At 69.8% G+C, this 19,056-nt stretch carries 18 protein-coding genes; 10 read left to right on the plus strand and 8 right to left on the minus strand.

Going from position 1 to position 19,056, the window contains the following annotated elements; translation table 11 throughout:
* Positions 1–23: 23 nt before the first annotated feature.
* Positions 24–2,069: a cytochrome c oxidase assembly protein gene (locus tag BOSE127_RS11050; protein WP_159557196.1), complete on the minus strand. Its 2,046-nt coding sequence runs from the start codon at positions 2,067–2,069 to the stop codon at positions 24–26.
* Positions 2,070–2,121: 52 nt separating this feature from the next.
* Positions 2,122–3,213: a GNAT family N-acetyltransferase gene (locus tag BOSE127_RS11055; protein WP_017886432.1), complete on the minus strand. Its 1,092-nt coding sequence runs from the start codon at positions 3,211–3,213 to the stop codon at positions 2,122–2,124.
* An 83-nt stretch (positions 3,214–3,296) separates the two neighbouring features.
* On the opposite strand from BOSE127_RS11055, the gene dcd reads away from it, so the two are divergent.
* The 3 genes from dcd to BOSE127_RS11070 all read left to right on the plus strand — a co-directional run bounded on the left by dcd (position 3,297) and on the right by BOSE127_RS11070 (position 4,866).
* Entirely contained in the window at positions 3,297–3,884 is a 588-nt protein-coding gene (dcd, locus tag BOSE127_RS11060) for a dCTP deaminase (protein ID WP_017886431.1), read from the plus strand.
* A 122-nt stretch (positions 3,885–4,006) separates the two neighbouring features.
* On the plus strand, positions 4,007–4,522 hold the full coding sequence (locus BOSE127_RS11065; protein WP_017886430.1) for a helix-turn-helix domain-containing protein: 516 nt from the start codon (positions 4,007–4,009) through the stop codon (positions 4,520–4,522).
* Positions 4,519–4,866 (plus strand): HepT-like ribonuclease domain-containing protein, encoded by a 348-nt coding sequence (locus tag BOSE127_RS11070; RefSeq protein ID WP_159557198.1) that lies wholly within the window; start codon positions 4,519–4,521, stop codon positions 4,864–4,866. Before BOSE127_RS11065 ends, BOSE127_RS11070 begins: the two co-directional genes overlap by 4 nt.
* A 245-nt stretch (positions 4,867–5,111) precedes the next feature.
* On the opposite strand, the gene BOSE127_RS11075 is transcribed toward BOSE127_RS11070, so the two are convergent.
* The 5 genes from BOSE127_RS11075 to BOSE127_RS11095 all read right to left on the minus strand — a co-directional run bounded on the left by BOSE127_RS11075 (position 5,112) and on the right by BOSE127_RS11095 (position 11,824).
* Positions 5,112–6,215 carry a substrate-binding domain-containing protein gene (locus BOSE127_RS11075; RefSeq protein ID WP_017886428.1) on the minus strand — a complete coding sequence of 368 codons (1,104 nt, stop codon included), beginning with the start codon at positions 6,213–6,215 and terminating at the stop codon, positions 5,112–5,114.
* A gap of 61 nt (positions 6,216–6,276) precedes the next feature.
* On the minus strand, positions 6,277–7,569 hold the full coding sequence (mmsB, locus tag BOSE127_RS11080) for a multiple monosaccharide ABC transporter permease (protein WP_017886427.1): 1,293 nt from the start codon (positions 7,567–7,569) through the stop codon (positions 6,277–6,279).
* Positions 7,566–9,089 (minus strand): multiple monosaccharide ABC transporter ATP-binding protein, encoded by a 1,524-nt coding sequence (gene mmsA / locus BOSE127_RS11085; protein WP_042538695.1) that lies wholly within the window; start codon positions 9,087–9,089, stop codon positions 7,566–7,568. Before mmsA ends, mmsB begins: the two co-directional genes overlap by 4 nt.
* A 549-nt stretch (positions 9,090–9,638) precedes the next feature.
* Positions 9,639–10,658 carry a LacI family DNA-binding transcriptional regulator gene (locus BOSE127_RS11090; protein WP_017886425.1) on the minus strand — a complete coding sequence of 340 codons (1,020 nt, stop codon included), beginning with the start codon at positions 10,656–10,658 and terminating at the stop codon, positions 9,639–9,641.
* Between the two features lie 116 nt (positions 10,659–10,774).
* Positions 10,775–11,824 (minus strand): magnesium and cobalt transport protein CorA, encoded by a 1,050-nt coding sequence (locus BOSE127_RS11095; RefSeq protein WP_056069638.1) that lies wholly within the window; start codon positions 11,822–11,824, stop codon positions 10,775–10,777.
* A gap of 329 nt (positions 11,825–12,153) precedes the next feature.
* Between BOSE127_RS11095 and BOSE127_RS11100 the strand changes: the two genes are divergently transcribed.
* Positions 12,154–13,017, plus strand: a complete 864-nt coding sequence (locus tag BOSE127_RS11100) for a hypothetical protein (RefSeq protein WP_159557200.1) — start codon at positions 12,154–12,156, stop codon at positions 13,015–13,017.
* 125 nt (positions 13,018–13,142) lie between these two features.
* Here BOSE127_RS11100 and idi read toward each other — a convergent pair whose 3' ends face one another.
* Positions 13,143–13,685 (minus strand): isopentenyl-diphosphate Delta-isomerase, encoded by a 543-nt coding sequence (gene idi / locus BOSE127_RS11105; RefSeq protein WP_031259371.1) that lies wholly within the window; start codon positions 13,683–13,685, stop codon positions 13,143–13,145.
* Positions 13,686–13,706: 21 nt separating this feature from the next.
* On the opposite strand from idi, the gene BOSE127_RS11110 reads away from it, so the two are divergent.
* The 6 genes from BOSE127_RS11110 to BOSE127_RS11135 are packed head-to-tail and all read left to right on the plus strand — an operon-like array spanning position 13,707 to position 19,002.
* Positions 13,707–14,765: a polyprenyl synthetase family protein gene (locus tag BOSE127_RS11110; protein ID WP_017886421.1), complete on the plus strand. Its 1,059-nt coding sequence runs from the start codon at positions 13,707–13,709 to the stop codon at positions 14,763–14,765.
* A complete protein-coding gene (locus BOSE127_RS11115; RefSeq protein ID WP_017886420.1) occupies positions 14,762–15,700 on the plus strand; it encodes a phytoene/squalene synthase family protein in 939 nt (312 codons plus the stop codon). The genes BOSE127_RS11110 and BOSE127_RS11115 overlap by 4 nt, the downstream gene beginning before the upstream one ends.
* Entirely contained in the window at positions 15,697–17,337 is a 1,641-nt protein-coding gene (crtI, locus tag BOSE127_RS11120; RefSeq protein WP_082509494.1) for a phytoene desaturase family protein, read from the plus strand. Before BOSE127_RS11115 ends, crtI begins: the two co-directional genes overlap by 4 nt.
* The gene (locus tag BOSE127_RS11125; RefSeq protein ID WP_017886418.1) at positions 17,337–17,669 is read left to right on the plus strand and encodes a lycopene cyclase domain-containing protein; all 333 of its coding nucleotides are present in this window, start codon (positions 17,337–17,339) and stop codon (positions 17,667–17,669) included. The genes crtI and BOSE127_RS11125 overlap by 1 nt, the downstream gene beginning before the upstream one ends.
* Positions 17,666–18,079: a lycopene cyclase domain-containing protein gene (locus BOSE127_RS11130; RefSeq protein WP_052481744.1), complete on the plus strand. Its 414-nt coding sequence runs from the start codon at positions 17,666–17,668 to the stop codon at positions 18,077–18,079. The genes BOSE127_RS11125 and BOSE127_RS11130 overlap by 4 nt, the downstream gene beginning before the upstream one ends.
* Positions 18,076–19,002, plus strand: a complete 927-nt coding sequence (locus BOSE127_RS11135; RefSeq protein ID WP_017886416.1) for a prenyltransferase — start codon at positions 18,076–18,078, stop codon at positions 19,000–19,002. Before BOSE127_RS11130 ends, BOSE127_RS11135 begins: the two co-directional genes overlap by 4 nt.
* Positions 19,003–19,056: the final 54 nt, after the last annotated feature.

Consider the following 19,056-nt stretch of genomic DNA (forward strand, 5'->3'; position numbering starts at 1 on the left):
CCCCGGGCGATCGGTACGGCGGGTCAGTCCCGCTTGCTCATCGCCGCCAGGCGCTCGTTGTAGGCCTTGAGGTCGGCGTCGCCGTCGCGCTCGGCCTTGCGGTCGAGGCGCTTCGCGTCGCGCTTGTCCGAGCGCATCCAGTTGCGGACGACCAGCAGGGCCACGAACACCATCGGGAGCTCCGACGCACCCCAGGCGATGCCGCCGCCGGTGTGCTGGTCGTCGAGCAGTGCGGCGTCGTTGGTCTGTCCGAGCGCGTGGAACCAGTCGATCGCGAACACCGACTGCGACGTCATGACCGCGACACCGAAGAACGCGTGGAACGCCAGGGTGGCCAGGAGCGTGATGATGAGCATCGGGTACGGCGGACGCTTCGGGCCCGGGTCGACACCGACGAACACCCAGAAGAACAGGTACCCGCTCAGGACGAAGTGGACGATCATCGCGACGTGCCACTCGTGCGACTGCATCGCGGCCTGGTACGCCGGGGTGAAGTAGAACACCACGAGGGACCCGGCGAAGATGATCCCGGCGACGGCGGGCTTGCCGAGGAACTGCATCCAGCGGGAGTGCACGAAGAGCATGAGCCACTCGCGGGCGCCGCGGGAGCCGTCGTTGCGGACCGGCAGCGTGCGGAGCGCGAGCAGCACCGGGCCGCCGAGCACGAGCGGCAGCGGCACGAACATCATCAGCAGCATGTGCTGGAGCATGTGCGACGAGAAGTGGATCATGCCGTAGACCGCGGGGCCGGCCGACGTGGTCCAGATGAACAGGGCGCAGCCGATCAGCCAGGCGATGGTGCGGCCGACGGGCCAGGAGTCACCGCGCTTCCGGAGCTTGCGCACCGCCAGCAGGTACCAGACGGCTCCGACGACGGCCAGGCCGAGCCACACCCAGTCGATGTGCCACTGCGTCAGGTAGGTCTGCGCGGTCTGCGCCGGCGGGAACGGGAAGCCGATCAGACCAGAGCGGGTGTCCTCGCCCGTCGCCGGGGTCTGCGGGATCGGCGGCTGCGACCGGGACACGGCGACCGAGACGCCGATGGCCACGGCCATGAACACGATCTCGGCCAGGGCGAACCGGGTGAACAGGCGACGGTCGAGCGGCGCACGGAGGAGTCCGGGCACGAGCTTCCGGCGCTGGACGACACCGGCGACGCCGAGCAGGACGAGGATGACCGCCTTGACCGTGATGAGCCAGCCGTAGGTCGTCGTGAGCAGGTCGAGCGGACCGGTCAGCCGGAGCGACGCGTTCACGATGCCGGAGAACGCCACGGCCCCGAAGGACCAGCCGGCGAGCGTCGAGTACCGGGCGATGACCCGGCCCGTCGCACCCTTGGTGCGCGTGCGGAGCAGGACCACGGCGACCAGGCCACCGGCCCACACGCACACCCCGACCAGGTGGATCGCGAGCGAGTTCACCGCGTTCGCGTGCTCGAGCGACCCGGCCGCGTGGCCGGACAGCGCCAGGGGGAGCAGGGCGAACAGGCCGATGACGGTGGCGAACGCCAGGGTCGTCACCCGGGTGGCGACGGCGGCCACCACCGTGGCGATGAGGATCGCGGCCGCGGACACGACGAGGGCCTGACCGATCTCGACCTGGAACGCGAAGAGCATGAAGTTGCGCGCGAACACCGGGCTGGTGAGCGGGACGCCCAGCGTGTTCGCGCCGGTGAGGACGATGCTCACCGCCGCGGCGAGGAACCAGACGGCGCCGGTCGCTGCGGCCCACCGGGTGGCCCGGTGCTGCACGCTGGACAGCGCGCCGTGGTCCTTCTTCTGCGCGGGAAGCGCGAAGGCGGCGACGATGAGGAGCCCGATCGTGAGCGCCGCCATCGTGTCGTGCACGACGCGGGCGGTCGGCAGGCCGTACTCGACGAGCTCGCCGGCGGACACCAGCTGCTGACTCGTGCTGAAGGCGCCGGTGATCGTCAGCCCGAGGAGCGAGCACGCGACGGCCAGGGGGATCGCGATGACCAGGACCGTCGCGACGGTGGACGAGCGCCCGGTGGTGGGGGCGGCGTCCGGTGCTGACCCGGTGGGCTGGGTTTCGGGTGACGTGACGGTCATGACCGTCCAATGGTAGGCGTGTCGGCTGGCAACCGGCCCCTCGGATGCGCGCTCAGACCCGCCGTTCCCAGACGCCCGCGCAACCGACGCCGACGAACCCCACGGCCTCGTTCACGTCGAGCATGTGGCGGTTCTCCTCCGCGTTGAACGTGATGATCGAGGGGTGCCCCGGATGTTCCTGCTGGACCGTCTCGATCCCGACCGCCTTCAGGAGCCAGCCGAGCCGGTGCCCGCGGTGTTCCCGGACCACCAGGGTGTCGCCCTGCATCACCGGCTGGGTGCGGGGACCGGGTACGGCGAGCTGGGTGAACCCGACGAGTGACCCGGTCGACGTGTCCTCGACCACGACGGTGCGCATCGTCCGGGGTCCCTCCTCGAGGTGCTGCTCGTGCGTCCGGAGCCGCTCGAGGGTCCAGGCGTCCTCGGGCTCGGTCATGTCGCCCGACGGGGCGTCGGTGCTCATCCGGGTCAGCAGGAGTGCGAGGTCCGACTGCCACCGATCGGGTGTCGGTCCTGTCCAGGTGTGCACGCGGTAGTGGTGACCCGAGGCGGCGTCCGCAGCCGCACGGACGTCGGCCACCGCGGCTTCGGCGGCCGGGAGCGCGAGACGGCTGATCCGGTCGACCTGTCCGAGCCGCCAGCCTCGACGGGTCAGGAACCGGACCGCTGCCTCGTCCTCCGGCACGGCCCCGAACCCGGTGGGCGCCTGACGGTACCCGGGGCCGGATGCCGGGCCGACCTGCCGTGAGACTGCGTAGGCCTTCCACTGCGTGCGTCCCTGACCCCGGGCGACGTCCTCCAGGTGCTCGGCCAGGAGCGTGCCCACGCCGCGACCTCGGTGCTCGGGTGCGACGCTGACCGCGATCCAGCAGTTCGGGGCGTCCGCAGTCGCCTTCGAGTCGTACGAACCGGCTCCGACCGCGGTCCCCTCGTGGTCGCGGACCAGGAACAGTCGGCTGGGGGCATCCGGGTCGATCAGGTAGGGCAGCTGTTCCTCGGGGGTCCAGAGCAGCTCGGGCAGGTGCGTGGTCGTGACCTCGGCCCGGTTCTGCACGTCGACCCACTCGCGGAACACCGAGACGACCGCCGGGTCGTCGTCCATCGAGGCGGGGACCGTGATCTCGTCGACGGTGTACGTGGTCATCACTGCTCCGAACGCCGCCCGCCCGGGTGGTGGGCAGCCTGGCAGCATACCGGCGGGACGTGCGCTGCCGCTAGGATTCGTCCGTGCTGCTCTCCGACCGCGACATCACCGCCCAGCTCGCCGAAGGCCGGATCGGCCTCGACCCGTACGACGCCTCGCTCGTGCAGCCGTCGAGCATCGACGTCCGGCTCGACAAGTTCTTCCGGTTGTTCGACAACCACAAGTACCCGCACATCGACCCCGCCGTGGACCAGCCCGACCTGACCCGCCTGGTCGAGACCGACCCGCATGAGGCGTTCGTGCTGCACCCCGGCGAGTTCGTCCTCGGTTCCACGTTCGAGGTCGTCACGCTGCCCGACGACATCGCCGCGCGGCTCGAGGGCAAGAGCTCGCTCGGCCGGCTCGGACTCCTGACCCACTCGACCGCGGGCTTCATCGACCCCGGGTTCTCGGGGCACGTGACGCTCGAGCTGTCGAACGTGGCGACGCTGCCGATCAAGCTGTGGCCGGGGATGAAGATCGGCCAGCTCTGCTTCTTCCAGCTGTCGAGCCCGGCCGAGAAGCCCTACGGCTCGGCCGAGTACCAGTCCCGCTACCAGGGCCAGCGCGGCCCGACCGCGTCCCGCTCGTCGCAGAACTTCCACCGCGCGGACGTCTCCGACCCGCGCTGACCCGCGCTGACCCGCGCTGACCCCCGCTGACCCGCGCTGGTCCGCGCGGGTCCGTACCGTCCCTCGCGCCTCCGTCGATCACACCGGCGGACGAAATGTCGCATGCTGTGTATCGTTGCAGCATGTCCGCTGAACCTCCTCGGCCTGCGACGCCGCTGTCCGCCGCCGTGCTCATCCGCGACGCCCGCGAGCGGGCCGAACTGACCCAGGTCCAGCTCGCCCGACGTGCCGGCGTCACACAGAGCGTCATCAGCACGTACGAGAACGGTCGGCGCGAACCGTCGCTCGCGGCGCTGCAGCGGATGCTCCGCGCCGCGGGCTTCACGACGAGCATCGACCTGCAGCCCGTCGAGGAACCACCGCCCCTGCGCGAGCGAGTCACCGCCGCGCGGCAGGACCTCATCGCGATCGTCGAACAGTTCGGCGGTCACCGGCCGCGGCTCTTCGGCAGCGTCGCCCGGGGCGAGGACGGCCCGGGCAGCGACGTCGACCTGATGATCGACCTCGACCCGGGGCTCGGCATCTTCGCGCTCATGCGCATCCAGGACGCCGCCGAGCGGCTCCTCGGGGTCCGCGTCGACGTCGTCGACGCAGCGGGCATGGCTCCCGAGGTCGTCCGGACCGCGGTGCCGTTGTGACCCCGCACCCGGCGGTCCGCCGGGCCGTCGGCGACCGCATCGACGACGTCATCCGGGCCTGCGAGGCGATCCGGCGCTACGTGGACGACGAGCGGCTGCCCGAGGACCTGGTGCACGACGCCGTGCGGATGCGCCTGGTCGAGATCGGCGAGGCGGTGCGGATGCTCCCCGCCCCGGTCACCGCAAGCGAGCCCGGCATCCCCTGGTCGCAGGTGTCCGACCTGGGGGAACGGCTCACGCGCCGGTACTTCGACACCACCCGTGCGCTGGTGGTCGGCACCGCGCGAACGGACGTCCCGCACCTCGCCGACGCCGCGAAGCGGCTGCGCGCCGCCCAGCCCTGACGGCAGGTGCAGCGCGAGACGCCGGCGTCTTGCGCCGACGCCGTCATGTGCCGTGAGACGCCGCCGGATTCCGCGGCGTCTTCCCGAGACGCCGGCGTCTCGCATCCACGGACCACCCACCGGACTGGAGGCACGGATCGCCACCTGCGCCGCGCCTCCCGGCCGCCGTGTGGTCGGCCCGCGGACGGCGCAGGACGGCCCCGTCTCGCCGAGGCGAGACGGGGCCGTCCGTGGTGCTGGGGAGATCAGCCCTTCTTGGCGAGCTCCTCGAGGGTGTCGTTGCCCTTGTAGGCCTCGACGGCGTTGTCCTTGGTGACGAGGACCGGTGCGAGCTCGATCGCGGGGACCGTCTTCACACCGTTGTAGTTGTTCGTCTTGTCCATCTTGGTGTCGGGCTTGTCGCCCTTCGACAGGGTGGAGACGAGGTCGACGGCAGCCTGGGCTTCCTTCGTGGTGTCCTTGAAGATCGTCGAGTACTGCGTGCCCTGCATGATGAGCGGGATCGACGCGGTCTCGGAGTCCTGACCGGTCACGACGGGGTTGTCCTTGCCGGCGGCCTTGGTCGCGGTGAGGATCGCACGGGCGAGGGTGTCGTTCGGCGACAGGACGCCGTCGAGCTCGGTGTCACCCGTGTAGTACTGCGCGAGCAGGTCGGTCATGCGCGACTGGGCCTTCTGCGCGAGCCAGCCCTGCGTGACGACCTTCTGGAACGTGGTCTGACCGGAGACGACCTTGATCGTGCCGTCGTCGATCTTCGGCTGGAGGACGTCCATCGCACCGTTGAAGAACACGGTGGCGTTGGCGTCGTCCGGCGAACCGGCGAAGAGCTCGACGTTGTACGGCTTGTCGCCCTTCTTCTCCTCGAGGCCCTTGAGCAGCGCCTCGGCCTGGAGCTGGCCGACCTTGAAGTTGTTGAACGCCACGTAGTAGTCGACGTTCTTCGTGTTCAGGATGTTGCGGTCCCAGGCGATGACGACGGCGCCGCGGTCCTTGGCGGACTTGACCTGCGCGGTCAGCTGCGAACCGTCGGCGGCACCGATGATGACGGCCTTGGCGCCCTTGGTGATCATGCCGGAGATCTGCGACTGCTGGTCGGGCACCGGGTTGCCGGCGTTGGCGTACTGGATGTCGGCCTTGAAGCCGGCGTCCTCGATCGACTTCTTGAACGCGGCACCAGCGAGGACCCAGTTCTGCGAGGTCTTGGCCGGCAGGGCGACGCCGATGAGGTCGCCCTTCTTGATGGTGCTGCTGCTGCCGGCGTCGTCGGACGAGCCGCGCGACGAGCAGCCGCTGAGGGCGAGGCCCGCGATGAGCGCCAGGCTGAGGCCGGCGACGATCTTCTTGCGCATGTGAGTGCTTTCTCTTCGTTGAGGAGGTGTGGGGCCGAGGCCCCGGTGTGGGGAGTTGGGACTAGGGGAGGGTCGGCTTGTCGGGCTGACCGTCGATCGACCGCGGCTGCTGGGCGGCCACCGTGTTCTCCTCGGTGTCCTTCCGCTGGAACTGCCGCATCATGCCCCCGATGAGGGACGGACGACCCTGCGACTTCGAGTAGACGTCGAAGGCGACGGCGACGAGCAGGACGAGACCGCGGATGATCTGCACCTGGTTGGACTCGAGGCCCATCAGCTGCAGGCCGTTCGACAGCAGCGCCATCACGAGACCACCGATGATCGAGCCGGAGATCGTGCCGACACCACCGGCGACCGCTGCACCACCGACGAACACGGCGGCGATCGCGTCGAGCTCCCAGCCGGTGCCGTCCGCGGGGCCCGAGGCGCCCGAGTAGGCGACGAACACCATGCCGGCGATCGCGGCGAGGACCGACATGTTCATCATGACGAAGAAGTTGACCTTCTTCGCCGAGACGCCGGACAGGATCGCGGCGTTGGCGTTGCCACCGACGGCGTAGACCTGGCGACCGAAGATCGTGTTCTTCGTGACGAAGCCGTAGACGATGGTCAGGACCCCGAGGATGATCGCGACGATCGGGACCGAGGTGCCGACCGGACCGGCGCCGAACAGGTACGTGGCGACGAGCGTGACGGCGACCAGGATGCCGGTGCGGACGATCGAGACCCACAGCGGCGGGACCTCGGCCTGCATCTTCCGGCGGCGGGCACGGCCACGGGCCTCGATGATGATGAGCGCGAGGATCGTGACGAGCCCGATGAGCAGGGTGCCGTTGCTGTAGCCGAAGTCGGGGCCGAAGTCACCGAGGAAGCCGGCGCCGATCGGGGTGAAGTCGTTCGGCACGGGGACGGACGTCGAGTTGCCGATGATCTGGTTCACGCCACGGAAGATGAGCTGACCGGCCAGCGTCACGATGAAGGCCGGGACCTTCACGAACGCCACCCAGAAGCCCTGCCAGGCGCCGATCGCGGCACCGCAGGCCAGGCCCAGGATGATCGCGGCCCACACCGGGAAGTTCCACACGGACATCGACTGCGCCACGACGATGCCGACGACGGCCGCGACCGAACCCACCGACAGGTCGATGTGCCCCGCGATGATGACCATGACCATGCCGAGCGCCAGGATCAGGATGTAGGAGTACTGCAGGAACAGGTTGATGACGTTGGTCGGCTCGAGGATGAGCCCCTTCGTCGTGACCGCGAAGAACGCGAGCAGCACGATGAGGGCGATGATCATGCCGTACTGGCCGATCGAGTTGCCCTTGCCGAAGAGCAGTTTCAGGTTGTTCATGAGGCGGTGGCGCCCTTCCGCGCGGAGGTCATGCTGCGCATGAGCGATTCGGGATCGGCCTGGTCGGCCGGGAGGTCAGCGGTGATCTGGCCCTCGAAGATGGTGTAGATCCGGTCGGAGAGACCGAGGAGTTCGGGCAGCTCGGACGAGATGAGGATGATGCCCTTCCCCTCGGCCGCGAGCTGCTGGATGATCCCGTAGATCTCGAACTTGGCGCCCACGTCGATGCCGCGGGTGGGCTCGTCGAGGATCAGGATGTCCGGGTCGGTGAACATCCACTTGGACAGGACGACCTTCTGCTGGTTGCCACCAGAGAGCTTGCCGACGTTGTCCTCGACGCTCGGCACCTTGGTGCGGAGCATCTTGCGGTACTTCTCGGCGACCGAGTACTCCTCGAGCGAGTCGACGACACCGGCCTTCGAGATCTTCTGCAGGTCGGCGGCGACCGTCGAGCGCTTCACGGTGTCGAGCAGGTTCAGGCCGAGCGCCTTGCGGTCCTCGGAGACGTAGCCGATGCCGTTCTCGATCGCCTGCTGGACGTTCGTGACCTTGATCTCGCGGCCGTCCTTGATGATCTGGCCGTCGAGCCAGGTGCCGTAGGAGCGACCGAACAGGCTCATCGCCAGCTCGGTGCGTCCGGCGCCCATCAGGCCGGCGAAGCCGACGATCTCGCCCTTGCGGACGTGGAAGTTCGACGCCTTGCAGACCAGACGCGACGGGTCGATCGGGTGCTGCACGGTCCAGTTGCGGACCTCGAAGAAGGTCTCGCCGATCTTCGGGGTGCGGTCGGGGAAACGCGACTCGAGCGAGCGGCCGACCATGCCGCGGATGATGCGGTCCTCGTTGACGCCGTCCGCCTTGACGTTGAGCGTCTCGATGGCCTTGCCGTCACGGATGATCGTGATCTCGTCCGCGATCTGCTCGATCTCGTTGAGCTTGTGGCTGATGATGATGCTCGCGATGCCCTTGGCCTTCAGCCCGACGATCAGGTCGAGCAGGTGCTGCGAGTCGTTCTCGTTGAGCGCGGCGGTCGGCTCGTCGAGGATCAGCAGCTTGACGTCCTTGTGCAGGGCCTTCGCGATCTCGACGAGCTGCTGCTTGCCGACACCGATGTTCTTGATCTGCGTGTCCGGGTCGTCGGCCAGGCCGACGCGGGCGAGCAGGTCCTGCGCACGGAGCTGCGCGGCGGTCCAGTTGATGACGCCAGCGCGGCTCGGCTCGTTGCCCAGGAACAGGTTCTCGGTGATCGAGAGCTCCGGGACGAGCGCCAGCTCCTGGTGGATGATGACGATGCCGGCCTGCTCGGACTGCTTGATGTTCGAGAAGCGGACTTCCTCGCCCTCGTAGACGATCTCGCCGCTGTAGGTGCCGTACGGGTAGACGCCCGACAGGACCTTCATCAAGGTCGACTTGCCGGCGCCGTTCTCGCCGCAGATCGCGTGGATCTCGCCGGCGCGGACGCTGAGGGAGACGTCGGCCAGCGCCTTCACACCAGGGAACTCCTTGGTGATCGAGCGCATCTCGAGGATGGTCTCGGGTGCGGTGATCGACCGGGTCTCGAGGCCGGTGTCGATCGGGGTTGACGCCACAGTGCATCTCCTTCTGCCGCTTCGGTGCGGCAGTGTGTTCGGGTGGTTCTGCTGCGGCAGCGAAAGCACAGGGGGCCTGTGTGGACTTCGTTGTCGCGTCCGGATCCGGCGCGGTGTGACGCTCATGTGAACGGTCACATCGGCTGGACGGAGGCAATTTACGCACAGCCTCGGTGCGGCTGTCAATTCGGATTGGTCGCGTTTTCGTAACGGCGTGCGTGATCCGGAGGGAACGTCCCCCGGGCTGGGGCCAGGGGCCTCCGGAGCACGCGTTCGTTGCGTGGATCCGCATGCTGCGGACGGGAGGCGCGTGGCGGCGCCGCCACGGGCCTCCCGTCCGGTTCGTGGGCGCGTCCGGAGCCGCGCTCGCCGTGTCGGAGCGGGCGTCCCTGGCGCTTCCGGGCGTCCCTGGTCGGAAGTTCGTGGCAGGGATGCCCGTTTGCGGCAGGTACTCCGCCGCCGCCGCCGGCCCCGAGCGCGTCAGCGCGTGCGGGGTGCGCTCGTCGAAGCGCGCACGACCAGCTGCGGGACGATGTCGATCGGGCGGAGGAGCTCGCCCTCACTCGGCAGCAGCAGGTCCACGCAGCGACGCCCGAGCTCGGCGAAGTCGACCTGCACCGTGGTCAGCGGCGGCCAGAAGTGCTTCGCCTCGGGGATGTCGTCGTAGCCGACCACGGACAGGTCCCCCGGGACGTCGAGCCCGTACGAGCGCGCCGCGTGCATGACGCCGAGCGCCATCTGGTCGTTCGAGCAGAAGATCGCGGTGCAGTCCCGCCACCGCAGCAGCTCGCGGCCGGCGTGGTAGCCGAAGTCGGCGGTCCAGTCGCCCAGGATCGGCGGGGCGACGGCCATGTCGCGGTCGGACATCTCGCGCAGGAACCCCTGCATGCGGGCGTCGGCCTCGATCCAGTCCTGTGGGCCGGCGATGTGCCGGACGTACTCGTGTCCCAGGTCGAGCAGGTGCGCGGTCGCGAGTCGTGCGCCCTCCATCTGGTCCACCCACAGGGCCGTGGGGTCCTCGCCGACGCTGGCACGCATGGTGACGTAGGGGGTGCGGATTCCGAGCTCGGCGATCAGGTCGAAGACCCGCTGCTGGGGCGCGATGACGACGATGCCCTCGACGTCCAGGTCGAGCAGGTGTCCGAGCCCTTCACGCACGGCGGCGTCGGTCGCCTCGGCGATGTTCGCCGTCGTGACGGAGTAGCCGCGCAGCATCGCGGCGTCCTCGATCGCCTGCAGTGCGACCGCGGGACCGTAGTGGGCGCGACGGGCCGTCAGGACGCCGATCGTGTGCGTCCGGCTCGTCACCAGGGCGCGCGCGGCCCGGTTCGGCCGGTACTGCAGCTGCTCCATGGCCGCCAGGACCTTGTCGCGCGTCTCGGCCCGGATCGCGTCCGAGTTGTTCAGCACCCGCGAGACGGTCTGGTGCGAGACGCCCGCGATCCGTGCGACGTCACGGATGCTGGGCGAACGCGGTTGCTGTGTCCGCGATGACGCCATTGCTGCTCGTTTCCGCCCGGGTGTCGTGGCACATCGATGTGCACGTTCACATCCGGGCCAGATCATTATGCACGTCCAGCGGATCGGCGCCACCTGTGCGCCGATCCGCCGTCCGCTCAGAGCCAGTTGCGCTTGCGGAAGATCGCCCAGAGCACGCCCATCAGCAGGAGCATGCCGAGGATCGCGACCGGGTAGCCGTAGTGCCAGTGCAGCTCGGGCATGTGGTCGAAGTTCATCCCGTAGACACCGGCGATCAGGCCGGGCGCGAACAGGATCGCCGCCCACGACGAGATCTTCTTGACCTCCTCGCCCTGGCGGTGCGCTGCCCGGGCGAGTTGCCGGCTCTCCTCGCCCTGCGCCAGGCTCGCGCTGGTCATCCGCCGCATCGCCTCGTTCTGCTCCTGCGACACCAGGGTGGCGTGCAGGGTCAGGGCGTTCTCGAGCAGGGCGCGGAACGAGTCGACCCGCTCGGTGACACGGAGCGCGTGGTCGTGCACGTTGCGGAGCCGGTGCTGTACGTCGTCGTCCACGCCGTACTTGTCGGCACCGCGGAGCAGCCCGGTCACCATCGCGGGCACCGGGGTGGTCGCGCGCTGGAACGCCAGGACCTCGCTGAGCAGCTGGTAGATGCGCTTCGAGACCCCGGGGTCGACCTGCCCGGCGAACAGCTGGTCCTCGATGGCGTCGATCTGCTCCTGCAGCACCTGGACGACGGGCCCGTACCCGTCGACGACCTCGTCGAGCACGGCCGCGGTGACCGCCTCGGACCCCTTCGCCAGGAACTCCGGGTCCGCCTCGACCTGTGCCCGAAGTGCCGCCAGGTCGGGGCGCGCGGCGTGCCGGACGCTGACGACGAAGTGGTCGCCGACGAACAGGTGGACCTCGCCGAACTCCACGGTGCCCTCGGACGGGTCGAACCAGGCCGGCCGGAGCACCAGGAACAGGGTGTCGCCGTACCGCTCGAGCTTGGCGCGCTGGTGCCCCTTGCGGGCGTCCTCGACGGCGTTCTCGTGCAGGTCGAACTCGGTGGCGACGGCCTCGAGCTCGTGCGGGTCGGGCCGGAGCAGCCCGATCCAGGTCAGGTCGCCACGAGCCGGGCGCGACAGGGTCGACGGAGACTCCACGCGGCGTCCCCGGACGTAGATCGCGTTGTCGATCAGTGCCATGTGCGTGCTCCTTCGGTGGGGAGCAGGCGGGCGCGATGGCACCCCGGAGGCGATCCGGGGCGGGGCAGGGTCAGCGAACGGGCGCGACGACCGACACGGGCGGCCGGCCCGATCGAGGATGGTCACCCGACATCGCGCCTCACCTGCCCTTCTCGTCTCGTCGTGGCGGCGCCCAGAGCGCTGCCGACCGTCGAGCGTACGCCTGCGGCGTGGGTCGGACAACTTCGATCTCGGCTTTCCACATCGGTCATGAGAACCCTTGCTGCACCCCGACCCGGACGCTAGTGTCCTGATATCCAGAACACTGGATGCCAGCACGAAGGAGTGTCATGGTCAAGAAGCAGTCGCCCACCATCGGGATCATCCTGGCGTCGATCGGGTGCGTCGCCTTGTCGTTCGCCCCGGGGTTCCGCGATGTCGCCGTCGTGTGGTGGCTCCTGGGCGCCGCTGGCATCGGCACAGCGTCGATCCGTGAGATGCGACCGAGGCGTCCCCGTCAGAAGCGCACGCTGGCACTCTCGGGGGTGGCGTTCGTCGCCGCGGCCGCCGCAGCGGTCGCGCTCGTCGGCGTCGTGGCGCCGGCACGAGCCGACGCGTCGAGTGCCGTGACGGTCACGGACCCCTCAGGCACAGGACGGCTCGTCCAGCTCGCTTCGCAGCTCCGAGTCGAAGGGCGCAACCGGAGTTCGAACGCGGTCTCGGCGGCTCGGGAAGCGGGGTACTCCGCACGCTCAGGACTGCGACCTGACTGGGCTGGTGCCACTGCCTACACCTACGAGGGCGCCGACGTCGTCTCGGTCCCGCTCCTCGGGACCGACGTCCCGGAGATGACGAAGCTCTCGTTCGTGACCGTGGACGGTGAGACGACCATCACCGAGATGGCCTCCGCGATGACGTCCGCAACCGTGGTGCACTTCGCGATGTGGCAGGACGGTCAGCTGACCAAGAACGTGGACCTCACACAGGGAACCGAAGCGGAGCAGGCATCGTCCGTCGGGACGTACGGCCTCGACTGGAAGCGACTGAACAACTGCCTCAACAGCATCGGGATCAGCTGGGCGGTGATCGCAGTCCTCGGTGTCGCGTGCGGCGCAGCCTGCGCGACCATGGTGCTCTGCGCTCCGTGTCTCGCCGCGGCGGCTGGCTTCACGACGGGCACGATCGCGAAGTGCGTGTCGAACGCCTGGTCCTGAGCGGCCCGGTAGGGGCCTGGCAGGCGTCGCTGTCCACCCTGCCAGGCCGCAACGGCCGGCTCCGCGCAGCGCCGGCGCGCATTCGCTCAGGCGCAGGTGCACACGCAGACGCAGACGCAGCAGCGTCAGCGCGTGACGTGCAACCCAGCGGTCTCGAGCTCGGCCAGCTGCCACCCGAGCCACGGGCTCCAGGCGAACGGCGCACCGGCGACGGCCTGCCTGAGAGAATCCTCGGACACCCAGGCCCACTCGGCGACCTCGTCGTCCGCGGGCGCCGGTGTGTCGTCGGTCACGGCACGGAAGACGGGGCAGACCTCGTTCTCGACGATGCCCGACGCGTCGACCGCGCGGTACCGGAACTCCGGCAGCACGACCTCGACGTCACGGATGGTGATGCCGAGTTCGCGAGCGGCGCGACGGGCGATCGCGTCCTCGAAGGACTCGTCCGGACCGGGGTGACCGCAGAAGGTGTTCGTCCACACCCCCGGCCAGGTCTTCTTCGACAGCGCTCGTCGGGTCACCAGGACGTCGCCGTCGGTGTTCCGGACGTGGCACGAGAAGGCCAGGTGCAGGGGCGTGTGGGCAGTGTGGACCGTGAACTTGTCCGCCGTGCCGATCGGGGTACGGTCGTCGGACAGGAGCACCACGGATTCAGGGAAAGCGTTCATCTGAGTCGATAGGTTAGGCCAATGAGCGAGGAAGCGACCACCGTGCCGCACATCGACCTCGCGCTCGTCGACGACTGCCTCGAGCGCTTCTTCGCCGTGTCGTCGGCGCGCGCCGAGCGCTACGGCCGACCGTCGGAAGAGCTGTGGCGCGTGCTCCGCAAGGCGAGCATGGGCGGCAAGCGCTTCCGGCCGCGCATGGTCATGACCGCGTACGCCGGCATGGGCGGCACCGACGCGCACGCCGCCGCCAACGTCGCGGCGGCCTACGAACTCCTGCACACCGCGCTGGTGGTGCACGACGACGTCATCGACCGTGACTGGTCGCGCCGCGGGCAGCCGAACGTCGCCGGGTCGTTCCGTGACAACGGGACGACGGGTGGACTGCCGTTGCCGACCGCCGAGCACCGGGGGATGAGTGCCGCTGTGATCGCCGGTGACCTGGCGCTCGCCGGGGCACCTCGGTTCATCGAGGCCGCGGGCGTCGACGGCACCCGGCGTGAGCGGTTGCTCGAGCTGTTCGACGAGGCCGTGTTCGCCAGCGCCGCCGGCGAGATGACCGACGTCGACCTGGCACTCGGGGTGATGCCGACGGTGGACGAGGTCCTGGCGATGGAGCGGGCGAAGACGAGCGTGTACTCGTTCGAGGCGCCGCTGCAGTCCGGTGCGGTGCTGGCCGGCGCCGACGAGGAGATCGTCACCGCCCTCGGTGCCTTCGGCCGCGAGATCGGCATCGCCTACCAGATCGTCGACGACCTGCTCGGGGTGTTCGGCGACGAGACCATGACCGGCAAGACCGTTCTCGGCGACCTGCGCGAGGGCAAGCGCACCATGCTCATCGCGTACGCGGCGACCACCGACTGCTGGCCCGACCTCGAGCCGTACCTGGGTGACCCGGACCTGACCGAGGCCCGCGCGGACGAGGTCCGTGCGACCCTGGTGTCCTGCGGTGCGCGCGGCGCCGCGGAAGCACGTGTCGCTGACCACACCGCACTCGCCCGGGCCGAACTCGCCCGGCTGCCGTACGAACTCGCCGACCGCCTGGAGGCCCTCGTGACCGAACTCGTGGAGCGCGCCCGGTGACCCACAGCACCACCACGGCGACCGGATCCCGTCCGGCTCGCCTCCAGCTCTACGACGCGACGGCCGAGGCCGCGTCGGGTGTCGTCATCGACCGGTACTCCACGTCCTTCGGCCTGGCGAGCCGCATGCTCGCCCGCGACACGCGCGAGCACATCCGCAACGTCTACGCGCTGGTCCGCGTCGCGGACGAGGTCGTCGACGGCCCCGCGACCGAGGCCGGGCTCGACCGCGAGCTCGCCCGGACCGTGCTCGACGAGCTCGAGGCCGACACCGAACGGGCCATCGCGCTCGGCTTCTCGGTGAACCCGGTGGTCCACGCCTTCGCCCGCACCGCCCGCACCACCGGCTTCGGCGCCGAGCTCACCGCCCCGTTCTTCGCCTCGATGCGCATGGACCTCGAGCGCACCGAGCACGACGACGCCTCGTTCGACGCGTACGTGTACGGCTCGGCCGAGGTCGTGGGCCTGATGTGCCTGCGTGCGTTCGTGTACCGCGCGGGCAAGCCGACGTTCGACCAGGCCGAGCTCGTCGCCGGGGCGCGTGCGCTCGGTGCGGCGTTCCAGAAGGTGAACTTCCTGCGTGACCTGCACGCCGACTTCGAGGTGCTCGGTCGCTCGTACTTCCCGGGCGTCGACATCCGTTCCTTCGACGAGGCCACGAAGCACCGCCTGGTCGCCGACGTGCAGGCCGACCTCGACCACGCCGCGCGGACGATCCGCCTGCTGCCGGCCGATGCCCGCAACGCCGTCGGGCTCGCACACGCGCTCTTCCAGGAACTCAACGACCGACTCGCGCGCACCCCGGCGAGCCGTCTCGTCACGACGCGCGTGCGCGTCCCCAACCCGGTGAAGGTCCGCCTCGCGGCACAGGTCCTCGCCGGACGCGGACCGCTCCGGTCGCGCGCAACCACCCACCGGCCGGGAGGCTCGTCATGACCCCGCCCCGCGCCTCCCGACCGAAGACGGTCGCCCCCACCACCCGGCGCAAGGTGCCGGCACGTCGTGCCGTCGTCATCGGCGGCGGCATCAGCGGCCTGGCGGCCGCTGCGCTGCTCGCCCGCGACGGCTTCTCGGTGACGGTGCTCGAGCAGCGCACGCAGCTCGGCGGCCGTGCCGGTTCGTGGGAGCAGGACGGGTTCCGGTTCGACACCGGGCCGTCGTGGTACCTCATGCCCGAGGTGTTCGACCACTTCTTCCAGCTGCTCGGCACGTCAGCCGAGGCCGAGCTCGACCTGGTGAAGCTCGACCCCGGCTACCGCGTCTACAGCGAGGGCCACGACGAGCCGATCGACCTGCGCGCCGACGCCGAGGCCAACATCGAGCTGTTCGAGTCCATCGAGCCCGGTGCCGGCGAGCGGATGCGGAAGTACCTGGCGTCGGCCGAGGACACCTACCGGATGGCCGTCCGCCGGTTCCTGTACACGACGTTCCAGGACCTCACGAAGCTCGCGGCACCCGACGTGCTCCGGCGCCTGCCGAAGCTCGCGCGCCTGCTGCTCGAGCCGCTCTCGACCTTCGCCGAGACCGCCGTGCGCGATCGCCGCCTGTGGCAGATCCTCGGCTACCCGGCGGTGTTCCTCGGCACGAGCCCGTACGCGGCGCCGAGCATGTACCACCTGATGAGCCACCTGGACCTGTCCGACGGCGTGCTCTACCCGAAGGGCGGCATCACCGAGGTGATCTCCGCCGTCGAGCGGGTCGCCCGTGCCGAGGGCGCGAAGATCATCGCCGGCGCGAAGGTCGAACGGATCGTCGTCGAGGACGGCGTCGCCACCGGTGTCGTCCACCGCGACCGCGACGGCGTGCAGCACACGGCCCCCGCGGACCTCGTGGTCAGCGCGGCCGACCTGCAGCACACCGAGATGCAGCTGCTCGAGCGGGAGCACCGCACCCACGGTGCCGACCACTGGAAGAAGCGCGACCCGGGGCCGAGCGCGGTGCTCGTGTACCTGGGCATCGACGGTCCGACGCCGGGGCTGCTGCACCACACCCTGATGTTCACCGCGGACTGGAAGGCCAACTTCGGCGCGATCTTCGGGGACGACCGGCACGTGCCGGACCCCGCGTCGATCTACGTCTGCGCCCCGTCCGAGACCGACCCGAGCGTCTCCCCGCCCGGCACCAGCAACCTGTTCATCCTGGTGCCCCTGCCCGCCGACCTGTCGATCGGCAAGGGTGGCATCGACGGCGCCGGCGACTACCAGGTCGAGCAGATCGCCGACCGTGCGATCGACGTGCTGGCCGAGCGTGCCGGGGTGCCGGACCTGCGCGACCGCATCCGGGTCCGTCGCACCATCGGGCCCCGAGACTTCGCCGACGACCTGAACGCCTGGAGCGGCTCGATGCTCGGTCCGGCGCACACGCTGAAGCAGAGCGCGTTCTTCCGCGAGAAGAACGCGTCGAAGAAGGTCGAGGGGCTGTACTACGTCGGCGCCTCGACGATCCCGGGCATCGGTCTGCCGATGTGCCTGATCAGCGCCGAGGTCCTGCTCAAGCGCATCCACGGCGACCGGAGCACTGAGCCGCTGCCGACACCCCTCGGGGCCCCGAGGGACCGAACCGAGACCGCCTGATGCCAGGGCTGTACCTCGCCGGCCTGGTGGTGTCCCTGGTCGGCATGACCGTGCTGGACGCCCGCTTCCGATTGTTCTTCTGGCGGGCGCCGTGGCGGGCGGCGGCCGTGACGGTCGTCGGGGTCGCGTTCTTCATGGTGTGGGACATCGCCGGTGTTGCGGCCGGCATCTTCTTCATCGGGCCGCAGAACCTGCTCACCGGGGTGCTCCTGGCGCCCGAGGTCCCGCTCGAGGAGCTCTTCTTCCTGCTGCTGCTCTGCTACTCGACGATGGACCTGGTCGGGTTCGTCCGGCCGCTCGTCCAGCGGGCGACCGACCGGCGGCAGGCGTGAACGGCGCCGGGGCGTACGCGCTCCTGGCCCTGCCGTTCTTCGGCGTCACGGCCGTCGTCGGCATCATCGCCGGGGTCGTCGCCGCGCGCCGTGCACGCGCCGCGGGTCGGCTGCCCGCGGTGGGCCGCCGGGTCGCGGTGCTCACGTCCGTGATCGCGGGCATCGCGCTGCTGGTGATGACGATGGTGTTCGACAACGTCATCGTCACGCTGCGCATCGTCGCCTACGACCCCTCGCTCATCAGCGGTGCGAAGATCGGTGCGATCCCGGTCGAGGACCTCGCCTACGCGATGTCCGCCATCGTGCTGCTGCCCAGCCTGTGGGTCCTGTTCGACCGGACCGGCGCGCGCCCCGCGCCCCACCCGACCCCAGCACCAGCGGAGCCAGCACCAGCAGAGGACACGAAGTGAACGCCAGCACCGCCTCCAGGCCGTCGACCCTGCGCGCCCTGTTCGTGTCGTCGCGGCCGATCAGCTGGGTGAACACCGCGTACCCGTTCGGCGCGGCGTACCTGCTCGGCAGCGGGGTCGGCGTCGAGGGCGGCGGCGGGTTCTCGCTGATCGCGTTCCTGGTCGGTGTCGTGTACTTCCTGGTGCCCTACAACCTGGCGATGTACGGCATCAACGACGTCTTCGACTACGAGTCCGACCTGCGCAACCCGCGGAAGGGCGGCGTCGAGGGCGCCCTGCTCGACAGGAGCGTGCACCGTGCCACGCTGTGGGCCGTCGTCGTCACGAACGTCCCCTTCCTCGTCGCGCTCGTGGTGCTCGGCGCGGTCAGCGGCAACGGTCCGTGGTCGTGGCTCGTCCTGGCGATCAGCGTTTTCGCGGTCATCGCGTACTCGGCGCCGGGGCTGCGGTTCAAGGAGAAGCCGTTCCTCGACTCGCTCACGTCGAGCACGCACTTCGTCTCGCCGGCGATCTTCGGTCTCGCCCTCGCGGGGCCGCACTGGACCGGCGAGCTCGTCGCCGTGTGCATCGCGTTCTTCCTGTGGGGCGTGGCCTCGCACGCGTTCGGTGCCGTGCAGGACGTCCTGGCCGACCGGGCCGGCGGCATCGGCTCGGTCGCCACCGTCATCGGTGCGCGGGCGACCGTGCGGCTGGCCTTCGTCGCGTACCTGGTCGCCGGCGTCGCCCTGCTGTTCTCGGCGTTCCCCGGGCCGATCGCCGCGATCGTGGTCCTCCCGTACGCGCTCAACGTGCTGCCGTGGTGGAACATCACCGACCAGGGCGCCGAGGCCGCGAACGCCGGCTGGAAGCGGTTCCTCTGGATCAACTACCTGGCGGGCTTCATCGTCACGATGGCACTCATCGCGTACGCCTACACGCACTGACAGACTGGACGCACGCACCGCGGCGACCGTGGTGCGACACCAGCCACGACGGCA

The sequence above is a fragment of the Curtobacterium sp. 8I-2 genome (assembly GCF_902506155.1).
In the GTDB taxonomy this organism is placed as follows: domain Bacteria; phylum Actinomycetota; class Actinomycetes; order Actinomycetales; family Microbacteriaceae; genus Curtobacterium; species Curtobacterium poinsettiae.

Bases quoted from the DNA above. Each gene is read 5' to 3' on its own strand.
- idi (WP_031259371.1), bottom strand. From the start codon at position 13,685: ATGAACGCTTTCCCTGAATCCGTGGTGCTCCTGTCCGACGACCGTACC.
- BOSE127_RS11055 (WP_017886432.1), bottom strand. From the start codon at position 3,213: ATGACCACGTACACCGTCGACGAGATCACGGTCCCCGCCTCGATGGAC.
- BOSE127_RS11100 (WP_159557200.1), top strand. From the start codon at position 12,154: ATGGTCAAGAAGCAGTCGCCCACCATCGGGATCATCCTGGCGTCGATC.
- crtI (WP_082509494.1), top strand. From the start codon at position 15,697: ATGACCCCGCCCCGCGCCTCCCGACCGAAGACGGTCGCCCCCACCACC.
- BOSE127_RS11065 (WP_017886430.1), top strand. From the start codon at position 4,007: ATGTCCGCTGAACCTCCTCGGCCTGCGACGCCGCTGTCCGCCGCCGTG.
- mmsB (WP_017886427.1), bottom strand. From the start codon at position 7,569: ATGAACAACCTGAAACTGCTCTTCGGCAAGGGCAACTCGATCGGCCAG.
- mmsA (WP_042538695.1), bottom strand. From the start codon at position 9,089: ATGCGCTCGATCACCAAGGAGTTCCCTGGTGTGAAGGCGCTGGCCGAC.
- BOSE127_RS11075 (WP_017886428.1), bottom strand. From the start codon at position 6,215: ATGCGCAAGAAGATCGTCGCCGGCCTCAGCCTGGCGCTCATCGCGGGC.
- BOSE127_RS11125 (WP_017886418.1), top strand. From the start codon at position 17,337: ATGCCAGGGCTGTACCTCGCCGGCCTGGTGGTGTCCCTGGTCGGCATG.
- BOSE127_RS11050 (WP_159557196.1), bottom strand. From the start codon at position 2,069: ATGACCGTCACGTCACCCGAAACCCAGCCCACCGGGTCAGCACCGGAC.
- BOSE127_RS11090 (WP_017886425.1), bottom strand. From the start codon at position 10,658: ATGGCGTCATCGCGGACACAGCAACCGCGTTCGCCCAGCATCCGTGAC.
- BOSE127_RS11110 (WP_017886421.1), top strand. From the start codon at position 13,707: ATGAGCGAGGAAGCGACCACCGTGCCGCACATCGACCTCGCGCTCGTC.
- BOSE127_RS11095 (WP_056069638.1), bottom strand. From the start codon at position 11,824: ATGGCACTGATCGACAACGCGATCTACGTCCGGGGACGCCGCGTGGAG.